The organism is Neorhizobium sp. BETTINA12A, assembly GCF_023006485.1.
Lineage (GTDB): Bacteria > Pseudomonadota > Alphaproteobacteria > Rhizobiales > Rhizobiaceae > Neorhizobium.
On the sequence record NZ_JALBGW010000013.1, the window covers coordinates 1 to 18,451 of the forward strand.

At 63.0% G+C, this 18,451-nt stretch carries 18 protein-coding genes; 9 read left to right on the top strand and 9 right to left on the bottom strand.

Features of this window, described 5'->3' with window-relative positions; genetic code table 11:
- Positions 1–564, top strand: a 564-nt coding sequence (locus tag MOV61_RS05965; RefSeq protein ID WP_247135933.1) for a carbohydrate kinase family protein, incomplete at its 5' end; no start/stop codon positions are given.
- 2 nt (positions 565–566) lie between these two features.
- Here MOV61_RS05965 and MOV61_RS05970 read toward each other — a convergent pair.
- The 6 genes from MOV61_RS05970 to MOV61_RS05995 all read right to left on the bottom strand — a co-directional run bounded on the left by MOV61_RS05970 (position 567) and on the right by MOV61_RS05995 (position 7,068).
- Complete coding sequence (locus MOV61_RS05970; protein WP_247135934.1) at positions 567–1,568, bottom strand: ABC transporter ATP-binding protein; 1,002 nt, start codon at positions 1,566–1,568, stop codon at positions 567–569.
- A gap of 27 nt (positions 1,569–1,595) precedes the next feature.
- A complete protein-coding gene (locus MOV61_RS05975) occupies positions 1,596–2,657 on the bottom strand; it encodes a Gfo/Idh/MocA family protein (protein WP_038547797.1) in 1,062 nt (353 codons plus the stop codon).
- A gap of 190 nt (positions 2,658–2,847) precedes the next feature.
- Complete coding sequence (locus MOV61_RS05980; RefSeq protein ID WP_038547796.1) at positions 2,848–3,687, bottom strand: carbohydrate ABC transporter permease; 840 nt, start codon at positions 3,685–3,687, stop codon at positions 2,848–2,850.
- A 14-nt stretch (positions 3,688–3,701) separates the two neighbouring features.
- Positions 3,702–4,652: a carbohydrate ABC transporter permease gene (locus MOV61_RS05985; RefSeq protein WP_038547794.1), complete on the bottom strand. Its 951-nt coding sequence runs from the start codon at positions 4,650–4,652 to the stop codon at positions 3,702–3,704.
- 206 nt (positions 4,653–4,858) lie between these two features.
- Positions 4,859–6,127 carry an ABC transporter substrate-binding protein gene (locus tag MOV61_RS05990; protein WP_247135935.1) on the bottom strand — a complete coding sequence of 423 codons (1,269 nt, stop codon included), beginning with the start codon at positions 6,125–6,127 and terminating at the stop codon, positions 4,859–4,861.
- A 26-nt stretch (positions 6,128–6,153) separates the two neighbouring features.
- Positions 6,154–7,068: an N-acetylmuramic acid 6-phosphate etherase gene (locus MOV61_RS05995; protein ID WP_247135936.1), complete on the bottom strand. Its 915-nt coding sequence runs from the start codon at positions 7,066–7,068 to the stop codon at positions 6,154–6,156.
- Between the two features lie 207 nt (positions 7,069–7,275).
- Between MOV61_RS05995 and MOV61_RS06000 the strand changes: the two genes are divergently transcribed.
- From MOV61_RS06000 to nagA, 4 genes are read left to right on the top strand one after another with little or no spacing between them, the layout of a single operon-like run.
- On the top strand, positions 7,276–8,163 hold the full coding sequence (locus MOV61_RS06000; protein WP_247135937.1) for an N-acetylglucosamine kinase: 888 nt from the start codon (positions 7,276–7,278) through the stop codon (positions 8,161–8,163).
- Entirely contained in the window at positions 8,160–8,924 is a 765-nt protein-coding gene (locus MOV61_RS06005; protein WP_046600428.1) for a GntR family transcriptional regulator, read from the top strand. The genes MOV61_RS06000 and MOV61_RS06005 overlap by 4 nt, the downstream gene beginning before the upstream one ends.
- Positions 8,925–8,941: 17 nt before the next feature.
- Complete coding sequence (locus tag MOV61_RS06010; RefSeq protein WP_247135938.1) at positions 8,942–9,973, top strand: SIS domain-containing protein; 1,032 nt, start codon at positions 8,942–8,944, stop codon at positions 9,971–9,973.
- On the top strand, positions 9,970–11,130 hold the full coding sequence (gene nagA / locus MOV61_RS06015) for an N-acetylglucosamine-6-phosphate deacetylase (protein WP_247135939.1): 1,161 nt from the start codon (positions 9,970–9,972) through the stop codon (positions 11,128–11,130). The genes MOV61_RS06010 and nagA overlap by 4 nt, the downstream gene beginning before the upstream one ends.
- 178 nt (positions 11,131–11,308) lie before the next feature.
- On the opposite strand, the gene MOV61_RS06020 is transcribed toward nagA, so the two are convergent.
- From MOV61_RS06020 to MOV61_RS06030, 3 genes are all read right to left on the bottom strand, one after another.
- A complete protein-coding gene (locus MOV61_RS06020) occupies positions 11,309–12,721 on the bottom strand; it encodes a sensor histidine kinase (RefSeq protein ID WP_247135940.1) in 1,413 nt (470 codons plus the stop codon).
- Positions 12,718–13,395, bottom strand: coding sequence for a response regulator transcription factor (locus MOV61_RS06025; protein ID WP_247135941.1), 678 nt, complete (start codon positions 13,393–13,395; stop codon positions 12,718–12,720). Before MOV61_RS06025 ends, MOV61_RS06020 begins: the two co-directional genes overlap by 4 nt.
- 71 nt (positions 13,396–13,466) lie before the next feature.
- Complete coding sequence (locus MOV61_RS06030; RefSeq protein ID WP_247135942.1) at positions 13,467–13,976, bottom strand: DUF1993 family protein; 510 nt, start codon at positions 13,974–13,976, stop codon at positions 13,467–13,469.
- Positions 13,977–14,159: 183 nt separating this feature from the next.
- Here MOV61_RS06030 and MOV61_RS06035 point away from each other — a divergent pair, with 183 nt between their 5' ends.
- From MOV61_RS06035 to MOV61_RS06050, 4 genes are all read left to right on the top strand, one after another.
- On the top strand, positions 14,160–15,230 hold the full coding sequence (locus tag MOV61_RS06035) for an ABC transporter substrate-binding protein (RefSeq protein ID WP_247135943.1): 1,071 nt from the start codon (positions 14,160–14,162) through the stop codon (positions 15,228–15,230).
- 238 nt (positions 15,231–15,468) lie between these two features.
- Entirely contained in the window at positions 15,469–16,413 is a 945-nt protein-coding gene (locus tag MOV61_RS06040) for a tripartite tricarboxylate transporter substrate binding protein (protein WP_247135944.1), read from the top strand.
- Positions 16,410–16,904, top strand: coding sequence for a tripartite tricarboxylate transporter TctB family protein (locus MOV61_RS06045; protein ID WP_038547767.1), 495 nt, complete (start codon positions 16,410–16,412; stop codon positions 16,902–16,904). The genes MOV61_RS06040 and MOV61_RS06045 overlap by 4 nt, the downstream gene beginning before the upstream one ends.
- A 22-nt stretch (positions 16,905–16,926) precedes the next feature.
- The gene (locus MOV61_RS06050; protein WP_247135945.1) at positions 16,927–18,444 is read left to right on the top strand and encodes a tripartite tricarboxylate transporter permease; all 1,518 of its coding nucleotides are present in this window, start codon (positions 16,927–16,929) and stop codon (positions 18,442–18,444) included.
- Positions 18,445–18,451 lie beyond the last annotated feature (7 nt).

Consider the following 18,451-nt stretch of genomic DNA (forward strand, 5'->3'; position numbering starts at 1 on the left):
GCCTTCCTCACCCGCCGCGCCGGCCCTGCCCTGCCCGCCACGCTCGACGCGGCGCTCGACTGGGACGAAGCCCGCCACCTGCACATCGCCGAATATGCGACGCTGCACGAGATTCCGGACCTCGTTTCCCGCGCCAAGGAAAAGGGCCTCACCGTTTCGCTCGATCCGAGCTGGGATGCGACGCTGATCTATGACCGCGGCCTGCTGCAAGCCTGCGAGGGAGTCGATCTCTTCCTGCCCAATCTGGAAGAGGCGGAAGCCATCACCGGGTCGGCCGATCCTGAAGCCGCGCTCGCCAAGCTGTCGCCGGCCTTTCCGCTGGTCCTCCTGAAGGGCGGTGCCAAGGGCGCCTGGGCAATGTCGAACGGCCGGATGCTGCATGCGCCGGCGGAGACCGTGCCTGTGGTCGACACGACCGGCGCCGGCGACGCCTTTAATGCCGGCTTTATCGATGCCTGGCTGAACGAGGCGTCGGAAGAAGCCTGCCTCAAGGCAGGCATCCGGTTCGGCAGCCGGGCCGTCCAGGCGGCCGGCGGCGCCAAGCTGCTCGCGAGCGGCGATTAACCTCAAACCATCGCGCGATCGTTGGCGTCAAAGCGGTGCAGGCTTGCCCTGTCCGGCGTCGCGAACACCACGTCGTCGGGCGCATAAGCATGTTCGCCGAACAGGCGGACGGTCAGGAGGCCGGTCGCTTCGGTTTCCAGGTAAACGATCGTGTCGGCACCGAGATGTTCGACATGGATGACCTTGCCCTTCCAGTCGCCGCTTTCGCGGGAGAGGGCGATGTGTTCGGGCCGGACGCCGATTGTCTTGGCGCCGATTTGGCTGAGCTTTTCGGCGGGGATGAAATTCATCTGCGGCGAGCCGATGAAACCGGCGACGAAGACGTTAGCCGGTTTGTTATAGAGCTCCATCGGCGAACCGATCTGCTCGATCGCGCCGGCATTCAGCACGACGATCTTGTCGGCCAGCGTCATTGCCTCGACCTGGTCGTGGGTGACGTAGATCATCGTCGCCTTCAGCCGCCGGTGCAGGCCGGCGATCTCCAGTCGGGTCTGGACGCGCAAAGCTGCGTCGAGGTTCGAGAGCGGCTCGTCGAACAGGAAGAGTTTCGGTTCGCGGACGATGGCGCGGCCAATCGCGACGCGCTGGCGCTGGCCGCCTGAGAGTTCCGCCGGGCGGCGGGCGAGATAGGGGTCGAGCGACAGCATGCCGGACGCCTTGGCGACGCGGGTGTCGATCTCTGCCTTTTCGGTGCCGGCCTGCTTGAGGCCGAGGCCCATATTGTCCTTGACCGTCAGATGCGGGTAAAGCGCGTAGGACTGGAAGACCATGGCGATGCCGCGCTTGGCAGGCGGTGTATTGATGACTTCGGCGCCATCGATCTTGACGCTGCCGCTGGTCGCATCTTCAAGTCCGGCGATGACCCTGAGCAGCGTGGACTTGCCGCAGCCCGAGGGACCGACGAAGATCACGAACTCGCCGTCCTGGACCTCGAGATCTATGCCTTTCAGCACCTCGTGAGGACCGAAGGCCTTGCGGATGGATTTCAGTTGAAGCGAACCCAAGGGCGTTTTCCTTAATAAACCGAGCTTTTAGAGGCGGACGGGTGCGCCGGTGCGCACGCTTTCGTCCGCCGCAAGGCAGATGCGCAGCGACTGGACGGCGTCGTCCATGTGCCGGGTGAGATCGATATCTTCGCGGATCGCTTTCAGCACATAGGCCTGTTCGAGATCGCAGAGTTTCTGGTGATCCGGCTCGCCGGTCATGGCGAGGTCCTCGTCGCGGCGGACGAACTGGCCGTCGGCGCCGGTCTCGGCCGAATGGACGCGGATGACCGAGGTCTTGGTGTGGGTGTCGATATCGTCGGACTTCGCCTTGGCGTCGACGAGGATAGACACCGAACCCTTCGGCGACATCACGTCCTTCACGAAGAAGGCCATTTCCGACATCATCGGACCCCAGCCGGCCTCGTACCAGCCGACCGAACCGTCTTCGAACAGAACCTGCATATGGCCGTAATTGTACATGTCCGGCGCGACCTCGTCGGTCATCCGCAGGCCCATACCCCGCACTTCGACGGCCCTGGCATCGGTGATCTGGCACCAGACATCGACATAATGGACGCCGCAATCGACGATCGGCGGGGTGGTCTGCATCAGCGCCTTGTGGACGTCCCACTTGGACCCCGAGGACTGCTGGTTGAGATTCATGCGGAAGACGTAGGGCGGGCCAAGCTTTCGTGCTTCGGCGATCAGCCGCATCCAGGAGGGATGATGGCGGAGGATATAGCCGACCACGAGTTTGCGGCCGTGCTTTTTCGCCGCCGCCACGACGCGTTCGGCATCGGCTACAGTGGTCGCCAGCGGCTTTTCGACGAACACGTCGCAGCCGGCCTCGAAGGCCATGACCGCATAGTCGGCGTGGGTATCGGAATAGGTGTTGATCGAGCAGAGATCGGGCTTGGTCTCGCGCAGTGCCTGCTCGAAATCGGAAAACATCGGATAGGCTTCGAGCCCGGCCGGCAGGTCGCGCTTCGAACGGTTGACGAGGCCGACGATCTCGAAGCCCGGATTGTCGTGGTAGGCGAGCGCGTGGCTCCTGCCCATGTTGCCGAGACCGGCGACGAGGACGCGGATGGGGCGGGTGGAATTCATGTGTTTGTCTCCTTGTTTGAGACAGCGTGCCGGGTCGCCCCCTCATCCGCCTGCCGGCACCTTCTCCCCGCTGGGGAGAAGAGGATATGCCGCGACGTGGCTATTCCCTCCTCTCCCCTTGGGGAGAGGGTGGCCGAGCGGAGCGGAGGCCGGGTGAGGGCGCGCACCTTGTCCTCACATGCGGACACCATCACTTCACCGCCCCAGACGTAATCCCGCGGATCAACTGCCGCGAGAAGATGACGTAAAGAACCATGACCGGCAGGATCGCCAGCGACAGGGCCGAGAGCACGGCGTTCCAGTTGGTGACGAACTGACCGATGAACATCTGGGCGCCCAGGGTCACTGTCTTGGTCGATTCGCCTGGCGCCAAGATCAGCGGGAACCAGAGGTCGTTCCAGATCGGGATCATGGTAAAGACCGCGACCGTCGCCATGGCGGGGCGCACCAGCGGCAGGACGAGGCGGAAAAAAATCGCGTACTCCGAAAGCCCGTCGATGCGGCCGGCGCTCTTCAGGTCATCCGAAACAGTGCGCATGAATTCCGACAGGATGAAGATCGCCAGCGGCAACCCTTGAGCCGTGTAGACCAGGATCAGCGAGGTCAGCGTATTGACGAGGCCGGCCGCGACCATGCCCTGCAGGATTGCGACGGTGCCAAGACGGATCGGAATCATGATGCCGAGCGCGAGATAGAGCCCCATCAGCGTGTTGCCGCGGAACCGGTATTCGGACAGCGCGAAGGCGGCCATGGCGCCGAACAACAGGACGAGCGCAATCGAGGCGACGGTGACGATCAGGCTGTTCTGGAAATAACCGACGAAATCGCCCTGTTGCAGCACCGTCTGGTAGCCGATCAGACTGAAGGTCGAGGGCGACGGCAGGGCCATCGGCGCGCTGAAGATCGCGCTGCGGCTCTTGAACGAATTAACCAGCGTCAGGAACACCGGAAACAGCGCCACCAGCGTATAGGCGATCAGCGCCAGGTGGATAAACGCGGCACGGACAGGGGCGGAGCGGGCTTTCGACATCGTTCAAGCTCCCTTCAGAACTGGTAGCGGCGCATGCGCCGCTGGATGACGAAAAGATAAAGCGCGACGCCGGCGAGGATGATCAGGAACATCACCGCGGCGATGGTGGCACCCATGGAACGGTCGCCCATCTGGTTCTGGAAACCGAAGAAGGTGCGATAAAGCAACGTGCCGAGAATGTCGGTCGAGCCGTTAGGTCCGGCAAGCGCGCCCTGGACGGTGTAGACCAGGTCGAAGGCGTTGAAATTGCCGACGAAGGTCAGGACCGAGACGATACCGATCGACGGCAGGATCAGCGGCAGCTTGATCTTCCAGAATTGGCTCCAGCCGGTAATGCCGTCACATTCGGCCGCTTCCAGCACTTCATCGGGGATGTTGAGCAGTGCCGCATAGATCAGCATCATCGGGATGCCGACATATTGCCAGACGGAAATCAGCGAGACGGCGATGAGCGCGGTCTCGGCCTTGCCGAGCCAGGGCGCAAAGGCCCATTTCAGGCCGACGAGATCCATCAGGCTCGGCGCGATGCCCCAGATCGGCGAGAGGATGAGCTTCCAGATGAAACCGACGATGACGAAGGAAAGCAGCGTCGGCACGAAGATCGCCGACCGGTAGAAGGCCGCGAACCGCAGGCCGGGCAGCGACAGCATGGCGGCAATCGCGATGCCGACCGGGTTCTGCACCAGCATGTGGATGATGAAGAAGATGACGTTGTTGCGCAGCGCGTTCCAGAAATCGGCGGAAAGACGCGGATCGCCGAACAGCACCTTGAAATTGCTGAGGCCGACGAAGGCGAGCTGGCCCTCGACGATGTTGAAGAGCGACAGACGCAACGTCTCGATCAGCGGCAGGATCATCACCGCCGTATAGACGAGGAAGGCCGGAGCCAGGAAAACGGCGATGTGCCAGCGGGTGGGGCGCTTCACCGGAACCGTTTCGATATCGGCAATTTCGGTATCGCTCATGGTTTTGGGTTCCGGGTTAGAATCTCGACTGAATTACGAAGGAGCCCCTCATCCGGCTGCCGCCACCTTCTCCCCGTCTCGACGGGGAGAAGGGATATGCCGCACCGTTTCCGTGCTTCAAAGGCATCGTGGGGCAAGTCCCCTCTCCCCGCAAGCGGGGAGAGGGTTAGGGTGAGGGGCAGTCTTCGATCGCCAGAGGCGGAGGCTTACTTCGCCGGCTTGTACCAGCTGTTGAGACCCTTCTGGGTTTCGGCAGCGGCCTGTTCCGGGGTTTGCGTGCCGTTGATGACGTTGGCCGAGACACGCCACATTTCGAGGTCGAGGTTCGGTTGGCCACGGCCGACGACGGCAGCACTTGGGCGGATCGTCTGCTTGCAGTTCTGGCGCCAGGAGACGAATTCCTGGGCAAGCGCGTCCTGCATCTTCACCGGCGTCGAGTTCAGGCTGAAGAAGCCTGGTGCTGCGTTGGCATAGAGATCGGCAAATTCCGGCGAAGCGACCCAGGAAAGGAATTTCTTGGCGGCTTCGAGGTTCTTGCCCTTGGCGTTGAGGCCGATGCCGATGTCGTTATGGTCGGAAATGTAGCAGGTATCGCCTGCCTTCTTTACCGGCGGCGGGAAGGCGCCCATCTCGAAATCGGCCTGCGCCTTGAACGGAGCGATTTCCCAGGAACCGGCCGGATAGATGGCGGCGCGTCCGAGCGTGAAGAGGTTCTGGCTGTCCGGATAGGTCTGGGCTTCGAAACCGTCGCCGAGATAAGGCTTCCACTTGGCGAGCGCCTTGTAGGGCTCGACCCAGTCGGCGTCGGTCAGCTTTTCCTTGCCTGCGATCAGTGCCTTGCGGCCGTCCTCGCCCTTCCAGTAGTTCGGGCCGATATTGTAATAGCCCATGGTCGCCGCTTCCCACTGGTCCTTGGTGCCCATGGCGAGCGGGATGTATTTGCCGTCCTTCTTGAATTTTTCGAGGACCGCGAAGAACTCGTCTTCGGTCTTCGGGATCTGGACGCCCACATCCGCAAAGGCTTTCTTGTTGTAGATGAAGCCGTGGATGACGGAAGCCATCGGCACGCAGAACGTGGTCTTGCCGTCGTCAGTGCTCCACGCGGACTTGCCGACGTCGGAGAAGTTGGAAATGCCCGGCAGGTCGTTCAGCGAGGCGAGCTGCCCCTTCTGGAACATGGCGAGCGACAGATCGAACGGACGGCAGGTGATGAGATCGCCAGCGGTGCCGGCGTCGAGCTTGGCGTTGACGGCCGAATTATATTCGGTCGGCGCCATCGGGGCGAAGGTCACCTTGATGCCCGGGTTCTTGGCTTCGAAGGCCGGGATGATCTTCTTCTGCCAGATCGGCAGGTCGTCATTGCGCCAGCTCTCGATGGTGAGGTTAGCGGTCTGCGCGGATGCCCCGGTGGCGGCAAGGCCCGCCGGTGCGAGTACGGTCGTGGCAAAAAGAATGCTTTTCAATATGCGTGTCATGATGTTCTCCCTTTTATATGCGCCTTTCAGGCGCGTTTCATGGAACTCTTGGACGCCTGCAATTCGGCGAGCGCTGCGCGCAGCACATCGCCCGAACGGGCAAGCAAAATCTTTGCGGCTTCCACGTCGGCCGCGCCCGCAGCAAGCAGAACAGCGACCTTCACCGAACCTTCGGCGGTCTCGACCCAAATCCGGGCCTCATCGAAACCGATGCCGGCGATATCGGCCACCATGCGGGCGGCGCGGGCGCGCAGCTTGCCGTTATCGGCGCGCAGATTGATCATATGGCCGTCATGCACATGGCCGAGTTTGACGGCGGCAAGGGTCGACAGCATGTTGAAGGCAATCTTCTGGGCCGTGCCGGCACCCATGCGGGTGGAGCCGGCGACGACTTCCGGTGGCGTTTCGAGCAGGATCGCCGCATCGGCGCCCTCGAACAGCTTTGCGCCGGCATTGTTGGCCATCGCCACGAGTTTCGCGCCGCGGCGCTTCGCGGTTTCGGCGACGGCGACCGTGTAGGGGGTCGAACCACTTGCGGAAACACAGATGACGCAATCGGCCGCCTCAATGATATCGGCGTCACGCTCTCCAAGCGACGCATCGTCTTCGGGACCGCCGGGCAGATCGGCAATGGTGGGAACACCGCCGGCAAACAGGATGGCGATCCGTTCTGGCGGTATGCCGTAGGTACCAGGCAGTTCCATGGCGTCGGCCATCGCCACGAGACCGGCACTGCCGGCCCCGGCATAGACCACCTTGCCGCCGGATTTCAAAGCGGCGGCGATAAGATCGGCGGCCTTGGCGATCGCGGGAATGGCATGGTCGACGGCCTTGGCTGCCGCTTGCTGGCCGGACGCGAGGAGCACGAGGATTTCGGCGGGCGCGAGCGTATCGAGCCCTTCCGCTTTTCCATGTCTCGCTTCGGTGGCAGTTCTGCTCATCCGGCTTCTCCCTCTAACCAAAATGATGCCAAAAAAATACCAATTGTCCAGAAGGAAAATTAACTTTTATGAACGGATCGATAACTTCTGCGAAACATACGGAAAATATGGTAATATTTTCAGATATATGGAACCTGCTGCTTGGGATTTTTGAAATCATGCTTGGTTATTGGTACTTTTTTGGTATTATTTACCCCGGAGGTACCCATGGCGGATTATTTTATCGGAATCGATGGCGGCGGGACAAGTTGCCGTGCGGCCCTGGCCGACAAAAACGGCAGGATTCTCGGCCGCGGCAAGAGCGGGGCCTCCAATATCCTGACCGACCCCGATACCGCCCTGAAACACATTACCGAGGCGTCCCGCCTCGCTTTTGCCGAAGCCGGGCTTGAGCCGGACCTTTCCGCCACATCCGCCGTGCTCGGCCTTGCCGGCAACAATGTCGGCGATGCGGTGAGTTATGTGCAGGCACGGCTGCCTTTCAGACAATCGGACATCGTTTCCGACGGCGTGATCGCGCTTCAGGGCGCGATCGGCGACGCGGATGGCGCGATCGGCATCGTCGGCACCGGGACGGTCTATATCGCCCGGCACCACGGCCGGCTTCACTCGGTCGCCGGTTGGGGTTTCCAGGTGAGCGATCTCGGCAGCGGCGCCCGGCTCGGCCAGCTCGCGCTGCAGGAAAGCCTGCTCGCCTACGACAATATCCACCCGATGTCCGGTCTGTCGAAGGCCATTCTCGCCGAGTTCGACGGCAATCCGGAAAAGGTGGTCGATTTCGCCCGGCTGGCGAAGCCCGGCGATTTCGGGCGCCATACGCCCAAGGTGTTCGACTTCGCGCGGCAGGGCGACGAGGCGGCTATCCGCATTCTGAAGACTGGGGCAACGGGCATCGACGAGGCGCTTGACGCCGTGAACCGTATCACCCGGGGGAAGGGCCGGCTCTGCCTGCTCGGCGGGCTTGCGCCGCTTTATCCCGAATATCTGGCCGAGCGGCATCGCGCCCGGCTTTCCGAACCGCTCGCGGACGCTCTGACGGGCGCGGTGGCGCTTGCGGTCAAGACCTATGGGGCGCGGACGGAGCTTCGCGCATGAACCAGACGCTCGCCGCCATCCTGCCGCTCGACGGCCTGCAATCGGCGGGCACCGGGCCGCTTTACCGAAAGCTGCGCCAGAGCCTGGAAGATGCGATCCGCACCGGCAAGCTCGGTCATGGCGACGCCCTGCCGGCCGAACGCGATCTCGCCGATTATGCCAATGTCAGCCGCGTCACGGTGCGCAAGGCCGTCGACGATCTCGTCAAGGATGGATTGCTGACCCGCAAGCACGGCTCCGGCACGTTCGTGGTCAAACCGATGTCGCGCGTCGAGCAGCCGCTGACCCGGCTCACCTCGTTTACCGAGGATATGGCGCGACGCGGGCTGGTGACGCGATCCGAATGGCTGGAGCGCGGGCTTTTCCACCCGTCGCCCGAAGAGATGATGATGCTTGGCCTTGCGCCAGGAGAAAAGGTTGCGCGGCTCGGGCGCCTGCGCCTCGGCAACGACATGCCGCTTGCAATCGAACGCGCCAGCATTTCGGCCAATTTTCTGCCCGATCCTTCGGCGGTGACCAATTCGCTCTATGCGGAGCTCGGAAAAAAGGATGCCAGGCCGGTGCGCGCCATACAGCGGATATCCGCCTGCAATATGAAGAACCCGGATGCCGGGCTGCTGGCCGTGCCGGTCGGTTCCGCCGGGCTTTCGATCGAGCGGGTTTCCTATCTGGCGTCCGGCCGGGTGGTGGAGCTGACCCGTTCGCTCTATCGCGGCGATGCCTATGATTTCGTGGCCGAACTCTCGCTCGGCGAAAACTGACCTTCGAGGACGATGTTATGCTGACCAATATGACGAACATGCGCAAAGAGATCGACGAGATTCCGGAAGCGGCAGCCCGCCTGCTCGACGGTTCTGCGGCCGAGCTTGCCGCAGCCGGCCGCGCGCTGCGCGAAAAGGACCCGGCCTTTCTGATTACCATTGCACGCGGCTCCTCCGACCATGCGGCAACCTTCATCAAATATGCGGTCGAACTCACCGCCGGCCGACCGGTCGCCTCGCTCGGGCCATCGCTCGCCTCGATCTACGGCGCCAGGCTGAAGCTCGACGGCGGTGCGGCAATCGCCATTTCCCAATCCGGCAAGAGCCCGGATATCGTCGCGATGGCAGAGGCCGCGACCAAGGCCGGCGCCGTCACCGTGGCGCTCACCAATACGCTCCCCTCGCCGATCGCCAGCGCTTCCGCTTATGCGATCAACATCAATGCCGGACCCGAACTCGCCGTCGCAGCAACCAAATCCTTCGTCAACTCGATCGTCGCAGGCCTTGCGCTGCTGTCGGAGTGGGTCGGCGACGAGGCGCTGAAAGCCGCCATTCGCGACCTGCCGGAGCATTTCGAAAAGGCGGTCAAGCTCGACTGGAGCGATCTGGCTAACGAACTCGGCGATGCGGAATCCCTCTACATGCTCGGCCGCGGCCCGGCTCTGGCGATCGCCAGCGAGGCGGCGCTGAAGTTCAAGGAAACCTCCAATATGCATGCCGAAGCCTATTCGGCGGCCGAAGTACTGCACGGCCCCGTGGCGCTGGTCGAAAAGCGTTTTCCGGTCGTCACCTTCGCGGCGCGCGATGCCGCGGAAGCTTCAGCGATCGAGATCGCCGACAGCCTGGCGGCCAAGGGCGCGCTCGCGTTTGCGACCTCCGACAAGGTCAAGGACGCCCACAGGCTGCCCTTCGTTGCAACCGGTCATCCGATCACCGACGCGCTGACGCTGATCCTGCCCTTCTACGGCTTCGTCGAAGCGTGGTCGCGTGCCAAGGGCTTCAATCCGGATGCGCCTGTCGCACTCAAGAAGGTGACCGAGACGCTATGAGCACGCGAAAGGCCATTACTGGCGCCCGCATTTTCGACGGTACCTTCTGGCATGAGGATGCCGCGCTCATCTTTGCGGACGGTAGGATCGAGGCGATCCAATCCATCGCCAAACTGCCGGAAGGCATCGAGCGGATCGATGCCGGAGGCGGGCTGATCGTGCCCGGCTTCATCGACCTGCAGGTGAACGGCGGCGGCGGCGTGCTGCTGAACGAGGAGCCGACGCTGGCGGGTCTTCGGCAGATCTGTGCCGCGCATGCCAAGTTCGGCACGACGGCGCTGCTGCCGACGCTGATCACCGACACCTACGAGATCACGTCCAGGACGGTCGAGGCCGGCAAACAAGCGAAGGCCGAGGGCGTGCCGGGCTTTCTCGGCCTGCATCTCGAAGGCCCGCATCTTTCCGTCGCGCGCAAGGGCGCCCACGATCCGCAGCTGATCCGGCCGATGGAGGAGAAGGACATCGCGCTGATGCTCTCCTGCAAAGGCGTGTTCGATGCGATGATGATCACCATCGCGCCGGAAAACGTGACGGTGGAGCAGGCGGCACGGCTGGCGCAGGCCGGCTTCATGGCGAGCCTCGGCCATACCGACACGACCTACGAGACCGCCAGGGCCTATGCGGAGGCCGGCGTTCGTACCGTCACCCATCTCTTCAATGCCATGAGCCCGCTCAGCCATCGCCAGCCGGGCGTCGTCGGCGCCGCACTCGATATCGGTTCGCTCTATGTCGGGATCATCGCCGACGGCATCCATGTGCATCCGGCTGCGATGGGCGTCGCGCTGCGGGCCAAGAACGGACCCGGCAAGATCTTCATCGTCACCGACGCGATGTCGACCATCGGCACGGACATGAAGAGCTTTACGCTGAACGGCCGCGAGATCCTGCGCCAGGACGGGCGCCTGACGCTCGCCGACGGCACACTGGCCGGCGCCGATATCGACATGATCTCATCGGTCCGGTTTGCGCACGAGGCGCTCGACCTGCCGGTCGAGGAGGCGTTGCGCATGGCATCCACCTATCCGGCGGAAGCCGCTTACCTTTCCGACCGCAAGGGGGCGCTGAAGCCCGGCTTCGATGCGGATTTCGTGGTTCTCACCAACGACCTCGGCATGAAGAGCACCTGGATCGGTGGAACGAAGGTTCATCAGGAATAGGTGTAAGGCCAGCACCGGACGTTGCCCCTCATCCCCCTGCCGGGACCTTCTCCCCGCACGCGGGGCGAAGGACGCTGGAGCGCCGACAGTGCCACAAATCCCTTCTCCCCGTTTTAACGGGGAGAAGGTGCCCGGCAGGGCGGATGAGGGGCAATTGCCTCGCCAATGCTTTGAGAAGTTAGCCGGCTACGGAAAACCGTATCTCGACCTTTAAACCCCTGCCCTTGCGGCCGTCCGCAAGGGTCATCTCCGCCCCGTGCAGGCGGGCGATCTCCTCGACGATCGGCAGGCCGAGGCCGGTGCCCAGTTTATCGGAGCGGTCACCGCGATCAAAGCGCTTGAGCACGGAAGCTCGTTTCTCCGGCGGAATGCCCGGGCCGTTGTCTTCCACTTCGAGAACCGCAATGCCGTTTTCCGGTGTGACACGGACGGTCACCTCGGCGCCGTTTCCCGCATAGAGCAGCGCATTGCCGATCAGGTTCTTCATCAGTTCGCCGATCAGCAGCGGCTCGGCAGAGATCATGATTTCCCCCTCCCCTTCGAAACCGAGGTCGATACCGGCATCGGCACCAAGCGGCACGTTGTCGGCCGTCGCACCGCGCGCCAACGCGGTCAGGTCGACGCGTTGCATCGAAGCCGATCGCGTGGCCGCATCGATCTTCGCCATCAGGAGAAGCTGGGCAATAATGCGCTCGGCATCCGCCACCGCCTCGTCCGCCTTGCGGGCAGCCTCCTTCACCTCGCCAAGTTCGGTGGCGCGGTCGGCGAGCGCGAGCTGAGTGCGGATGATGGCGAGCGGCGTGCGCAGCTGATGGCTGGCATTGCCGGTGAAATGACGTAATGCCTCAAGCGCGCTTTCCAGCCGAACCATGAAGGAATTGACCGTGTCGACAAGTCCCTGCACCTCGTTCGGCACCCGCTCGCTGATCGGGTGAAGGTCGTCCGGGCTGCGTTCGGCGATCGCTTCGCTGAACCGGTAGAGCGGCCGGAGCGACAGCGTCACCGCTACCCAGACGATGATCGCGGCGCCGACGATCATGAACAGCAGGCGCAGCGCCGAGCGGATCAGGATCGTCTGGGTCAGTTGCTGGCGGGCGATGGTGGTTTCCGCAACTGTCACTGTAAAGGGCACGGAATTGATGCCGGTCGAGGCGGAGCGCGCAAGGGCGGCCACGCGGATCGGCTCGCCGCGGAACGTGGCATTCTCGAAGGCGGCCGCCTGACCTTCCCGGCGCGGGATCGACGGCAGCGTCTGGTAGCCGGTGATGAATTTTCCGGGCGGCCCGTCGACGCGGTAGAAGACGCGGTCCTGGGCTGCCGAGGTCAGCATTTCCAGGGCCACATAGGGAATGTCGACTTCCAGCGTGCCGTCTTCGGCGACGATCACCCGCTCGGCGATCGCCAGTGCGGAACCGGCGAGCACTCGGTCGGACACCTCGTTCGCCGTATCGATCGCTTCGTCCCAGGTGTCGGCCATGGCGATCGTGCCGATCACCGCCGTCGAGACGAGAAGCCAGGCGAGCAACCGGCGGCGCAGGGAATAGGCGGCAATCAGCGGGACGGGTTGGGCGCCGTGGGAGACGGATGTCATGCGGTCGGTGCCGTGGTTTCGAGATAATACCCGATGCCGCGAGCGGTCTTCACCGTGAGCCCGTGCGGGGCGAGACGCCGGCGCAGGCGGCTTACATATTGCTCGATGGCATTGGCGGACAGGTCGTCGTCGAAGCCGGTCAGCGATGCCATGATCGCATCCTTGGAGACCACCTTGCCGGCGCGCAGGAAGAGCAGCTCCAGAAGCGCCACCTCCCTTGCGGGGAGGTCGAGGGTCACACCCTGGCTCGAAAAGGTTCGTGAATTCAGGTCGAAGGTGACGCCGCCGTAGTTGACGATCGAGCTTCTGAGGCCCGCCTGGCGGCGCAGCAGCACGCGGATGCGCGCTTCGAACTCGGAAATGTCGAAAGGCTTGATCATGTAATCGTCGGCGCCGAGATCGAGCCCCTTCACCCGCTCCTCGGGCGTGCCGCGGGCGGTCAGGATCATCACGGCGGCCTTGTTCGCCCTGGCCCGCATGGCGCGCAACACGTCGAGCCCGTCCATTTCCGGCAGGTTCAGATCGAGGATGACGAGGTCATAGGTTTCAGCAGCGGCGACTGCTTCCGCCGAAGCGCCGTCGGCAACCGCGTCGACCGCATAACCGGTGCCGCGCAGGATCGTCGACAGCCCTTCGGCCAGCGCCTGATTGTCCTCGACCAGAAGAATACGCACGAAATCTCCCCGCTTCCGCAGATGATTATAAACGCGGAAGCGGCGATGTCACTGAGGCGCTGACGACCTTGTTACTGCGAACGGCCGATATAATCCATCTTGCCGATCGGAACGCCCTTGTGGCGCAGGATGGCATAGGCCGTGGTTACGTGGAAATAGAAATTCGGCAGCGCGAAGCCGAGGACGTAGCTCTTGCCGGTGAACTTCGTCTCGCCGCTGCGGGTCTTGACGATCACCTCGGCATCGTCGCGATTGACCATGGTGGCCGGATCGACGCTGTTGAGAAAGGCCACGGTCTTTTCGATCCGGGCATGCAGGTCGGCGAAAGTCACTTCTTCGTCGGCCATCGGGATATTCTCGATCTGCCCGACGCGGACCGGCACGAATTTCGCGGTGTCGCTGGCGCGCTGGATCTGGGAGATCAGCGGGTACATGTCATCGACCAGCCGGGTCTCCAGCAGTTCCTTGTGGGCGAGGCCCTTTTCATCGGCGAAAGCTTCGCCCTTTTTCAGGATTTCCGTGAGGTTGCCGAAAGCGCGGATGAAGACCGGCACTGTGACATCGTAGAGCGTAAGCGACATGGGGCGAGACCTTTGGTTGCTGACAAGACGCCGGGACTTCCGGCGCAAAAAAGACCGCCCACAGGTAATGATCCGGTATCGGAAAACAAGCTGGCGGACGGTTGCATCGAGGTCCCTGTGGCGGGAATGTTACGGAGTTCCGGTTGGCTTGTCGCGGCCGTTGCAGTGGGGCATTGTGACCATATGAAAAGGCTGCTTTTCCTACTCCTCTGTCTTGCCCTTTGGCCCAGCTTTGCAGCGGCAGACACGACGCTGTTCCGGGCGCTCTCCGGGCGGGACGATGCGCCCATGCTGACGGTCTATTCGTCGCTCGACGAGCCGCTCGCCAAGCCGATGATAGCCGGCTTCCAGACGGCCAATCCGGATGTCGCGGTGCGCTACGAGGACATGCTGACGGGCGAGATCTACGACCGGATCGTGGGCGAAACCGATGCCGGCAACAAGACGGCCGACTTTGCCTTCTCGTCGGCCATGGACTTGCAGGTGAAGCTTGCCAATGACGGCTACGCCCAGCGTAGCGACCTGCCGATGAGCGGGCAATGGCCGGGCTGGGCCAACTGGCGTAATACGGCCTACGCGCTGACTTTCGAACCGGCCGTGTTCGTTTATCATAAGCCGAGCTTCAAGGATTCCCCGCCGCCCTCGACCCGGGCGGAACTGGTCGAATTCCTGCAGAAGCGGGGCGATGCCGTCTACGGTCGAATCGGCACCTACGACATCGAGCGGTCCGGCGTCGGTTTCCTGTTCATGGCGCGCGACCAGGAACAGTTCGGCGATATCTGGTCGGTGATCCGGGCGATGGGCGCTGCGGGTGTGAAACTCTACTCGACCAGCCAGGCAATCCTGGAGCGCGTCGCCGACGGGCGGTTCCTGCTCGGCTACAACATTCTCGGCTCCTACGCTGCCGACTGGGCTTCCCGTCATCCGGATGTCGGGATCGTACTGCCGAAGGATTACACGGTGGTGATGTCACGTATCGGCCTTGTGCCGCAGGCCGCCGCCGCGCCGGATCTCGGCAAACGTTACCTCGAATTCTTCATGTCGAAGGAAGGCCAGACGATCATGGCCCGCGAACTGCAGATCCCGGCCGTCAGCCCGGAAGTCGCCGGCAACAACACCGCCACGACGCTACGGGAGATGTTGGGCGGGCAATTGAAACCGGTTCCGGTCAGCCTCGGGCTGATGGTTTATCTCGACCAGGTGAAGCGAGCACGGCTGATTTCCCGCTGGAACGAAGTCCTTCGGCTGCAATAGCCACAAAATTCGGCGGCTGCGGGCCGAAACCCCTTGCCAAATCGCAAGTCCGCGAAAGATGTCAGGTAGATGTCAGCTTGATATGCTGGCTTAGGGCATTCGGCCCCCGTGGAGGCGGGGACCCGATTCACGATGGGAGGACATCGGACGAGCGATTCTCGCTTTCCGCTTCAATCTCCCTCGTTTCGCCAAAACAAGCATTTCGCGTCGGATCAAGACGCCAACGGAGGATCGACCCTTGAAACATTTCTTGCTTGCTTCCCTTCTCGCGGGCGCAATCGCACTTCCGGCCGCCGCGGCCGACTATTCAATCATGGCGCCAGCCGCCCCCGGCGGCGGCTGGGACCAGACTGCCCGGACCATGCAGACCGCTTTGCAGACTGAGAAGATTTCCAGCAAGGTGCAGGTTATGAACGTTCCCGGCGCCGGCGGCACGATCGGCATCGCCCAGTTCGCCAGCCAGCAGAAGGGCAATCCGAACGCCCTGATGGTCGGCGGCTACGTCATGGTCGGTGCTATCCTCACCAATAAGTCCCCGGTCACGCTGAAGGACGTTACCCCGATCGCCCGCTTGACCGGCGAATACGAAGTCGTCGTCGTTCCGGCTTCTTCCGACATCAAGTCGATTGCCGATCTGACCGCCAAGCTGAAGGCAAATCCGGGTTCGGTTTCCTGGGGCGGCGGTTCGGCCGGTGGTACGGACCACATCACGGCCGGTTTGATCGCCAAGGCCGCCGGCGTCGATCCGACGAAGGTCAACTACATCGCGTTTTCCGGCGGCGGTGAAGCACTCGCCGCCATCCTTGGCGGCCAGGTCACGGCCGGCATCTCGTCCTACGGCGAGTTCGAAGGCCAGATCAAGGCCGGCACGCTTCGCCTCCTCGCCATCTCCTCCGAAAAGAAGGTCGAAGGCATCAATGCCCCGACACTGAAGGAAGGCGGTCTTGACGTCGTGATCCAGAACTGGCGCATGGTCGCCGCCGCTCCCGGCCTGACCCCCGAGCAGAAGAAGGCTGTGACCGCCGACGTCGAAAAGCTCGCCAAGTCCAAGACCTGGCAGGACAACCTGAAGACCAAGGGCTGGATCGACACCTATCTCTCCGGCCCGGAATTCGACGCCCAGCTCGCCAAGGACATCGCTGCCACTGAAACCATCCTGAAGGACATCGGACTGGTCAAATGAGCCTCGACAACAACAAAACGACCACCGAGCAGCGCCGCCCCGATTGGGCGGCGCTTGTTATTGCCGCCATCCTCGTTGCTGTCGCTGTCGTCATCTTTCTCGACGTCTCGCGGCTGAGGGATATGGGCGGCTATAGCCAGGTCGGCCCGGCCACAGTTCCGGACTGGATCGCCTTTGCGCTGATCGGACTTGCCGTCTGGACGGTCTTCGCCGCCTTTCGCCGCGATTTCCCGGCGAGGGAAAAACAGGAGCTTGGACCTGTCGCATGGGTCGTCGCCGGCCTGCTGGCGCAGATGATCCTCATTCGGATCGCCGGGTTCTCGATCGCCACGGGCACGCTTTTCGGCCTTGCGGCGGCAGGTTTCGGCGCGCGCAGACTGTGGATCAGCATTCCGGTCGGCATCGTCATCTGTCTCGCCATCTGGTGGCTGTTTGCCGGCGTTCTGCAACTTTCGCTTCCGGCAGGCCCGCTGGAACACCTGATCCAGTGATGCGACCCTTGAGAGCAAGATCATGACCACATTCGAATTTCTTCTCCAGGGGCTCGTATCGGCAATGGAGCCGATGAACCTCTTTTACGCGCTGATCGGCGTGACGCTCGGCACTGCCGTCGGCGTGCTTCCCGGCATCGGTCCGGCAACGACGGTCGCCCTGCTTCTGCCGGTCACCTACCAGCTGGATGCGACCGGCTCGCTGATCATGTTTGCCGGCATCTATTACGGCGGCATGTATGGCGGCTCGACGACGTCGATACTCCTCAACACGCCGGGTGAAAGCGCCTCGATCGTCACCGCGCTCGAAGGCAACAAGATGGCTCGGGCGGGACGTGGCGGCCCGGCTCTTGCGACGGCGGCGATCGGATCGTTCGTCGCCGGCCTGATCGCCACCTTGGCGCTCGCCTTCATCGCCCCCTATATCGTCAAGCTGGCGCTGGTCTTCGGTCCGCGCGAATATTTTGCGCTGATGGTTCTGGCCTTCGTCACAGTATCCTCCGCCTTCGGCAATTCGACGCTGCGCGGCCTCACCTCGCTGTTCATCGGACTTGCCCTGTCGCTCGTCGGCATCGACCAGCTGACCGGCCAGAACCGGCTTTCCTTCGGCGTGCCGGACCTGCTCGATGGCATCGAGGTGACCACGATGGCGGTCGCCATGTTCGCGATCGGCGAGACACTCTATATCGCCGCCCAGGGCGCATCCGCACCGGACAGGATCGAGGCGATCAAGGGCTCGGTCTGGATGACGTCGCAGGACTGGGCGCGTTCCTGGAAAGCCTGGCTGCGAGGCACCGTGATCGGCTTCCCGATCGGCGCGATGCCGGCCGGGGGTGCCGAGATCGGCACCTTCCTCTCCTATGCGACCGAAAAGCGGCTTTCCAAGCATCCGGAAGAATTCGGCAATGGCGCGATCGAAGGTGTCGCCGGTCCGGAAGCGGCCAATAATGCATCCGCAGCCGGCACTCTGGTGCCGCTCCTGACCCTCGGGCTGCCGACCTCGGCGACCGCGGCGATCATGCTCGCAGGCTTCCAGCAATACGGACTGCAGCCGGGTCCGCTTCTGTTTGTGACCAACCCGCAGCTCGTCTGGGGCCTGATCGCCTCGCTGTTGATCGCCAACCTGATGCTGCTGGTGCTCAACCTGCCGCTGGTCGGCCTGTGGGTGAAACTGCTGACCATTCCGAAGCCGTGGCTCTACGCGGGCATCCTCGTGTTCGCCACCCTCGGCACGATCGGCGCCAACCCGTCGGTCTTCGAACTCAGCATGCTGCTGGTCTTCGGGCTGGTCGCCTACATCATGCGCGTTTTCGATTATCCGATTGCGCCGGTTATCGTCGGCCTCATTCTCGGGCCGCTCGCCGAACAGCAGCTCCGCCGTGCCCTCGCCATCAGCCAGGGTGACGTGACGGTGCTGGTCACCTCGCCGATCGCCGCCGTGCTGCTGGGCGTGGCAGCACTTGCCCTCATCCTGCCGCTCGTCCTGCGCGCACGGGGACGCGGCGATGCTCTTTCGCAGATGGCAGCCAGCGAAGACTGATCATAAC

Excerpts from the sequence above, each read along its gene's own strand:
- MOV61_RS05975 (WP_038547797.1), bottom strand. The coding sequence starts at position 2,657 with ATGAATTCCACCCGCCCCATCCGCGTCCTCGTCGCCGGTCTCGGCAAC.
- MOV61_RS05980 (WP_038547796.1), bottom strand. The coding sequence starts at position 3,687 with ATGTCGAAAGCCCGCTCCGCCCCTGTCCGTGCCGCGTTTATCCACCTG.
- MOV61_RS05985 (WP_038547794.1), bottom strand. The coding sequence starts at position 4,652 with ATGAGCGATACCGAAATTGCCGATATCGAAACGGTTCCGGTGAAGCGC.
- MOV61_RS05990 (WP_247135935.1), bottom strand. The coding sequence starts at position 6,127 with ATGACACGCATATTGAAAAGCATTCTTTTTGCCACGACCGTACTCGCA.
- MOV61_RS05995 (WP_247135936.1), bottom strand. The coding sequence starts at position 7,068 with ATGAGCAGAACTGCCACCGAAGCGAGACATGGAAAAGCGGAAGGGCTC.
- MOV61_RS06000 (WP_247135937.1), top strand. The coding sequence starts at position 7,276 with ATGGCGGATTATTTTATCGGAATCGATGGCGGCGGGACAAGTTGCCGT.
- MOV61_RS06005 (WP_046600428.1), top strand. The coding sequence starts at position 8,160 with ATGAACCAGACGCTCGCCGCCATCCTGCCGCTCGACGGCCTGCAATCG.
- MOV61_RS06010 (WP_247135938.1), top strand. The coding sequence starts at position 8,942 with ATGCTGACCAATATGACGAACATGCGCAAAGAGATCGACGAGATTCCG.
- nagA (WP_247135939.1), top strand. The coding sequence starts at position 9,970 with ATGAGCACGCGAAAGGCCATTACTGGCGCCCGCATTTTCGACGGTACC.
- MOV61_RS06020 (WP_247135940.1), bottom strand. The coding sequence starts at position 12,721 with ATGACATCCGTCTCCCACGGCGCCCAACCCGTCCCGCTGATTGCCGCC.
- MOV61_RS06030 (WP_247135942.1), bottom strand. The coding sequence starts at position 13,976 with ATGTCGCTTACGCTCTACGATGTCACAGTGCCGGTCTTCATCCGCGCT.
- MOV61_RS06035 (WP_247135943.1), top strand. The coding sequence starts at position 14,160 with ATGAAAAGGCTGCTTTTCCTACTCCTCTGTCTTGCCCTTTGGCCCAGC.
- MOV61_RS06045 (WP_038547767.1), top strand. The coding sequence starts at position 16,410 with ATGAGCCTCGACAACAACAAAACGACCACCGAGCAGCGCCGCCCCGAT.
- MOV61_RS06050 (WP_247135945.1), top strand. The coding sequence starts at position 16,927 with ATGACCACATTCGAATTTCTTCTCCAGGGGCTCGTATCGGCAATGGAG.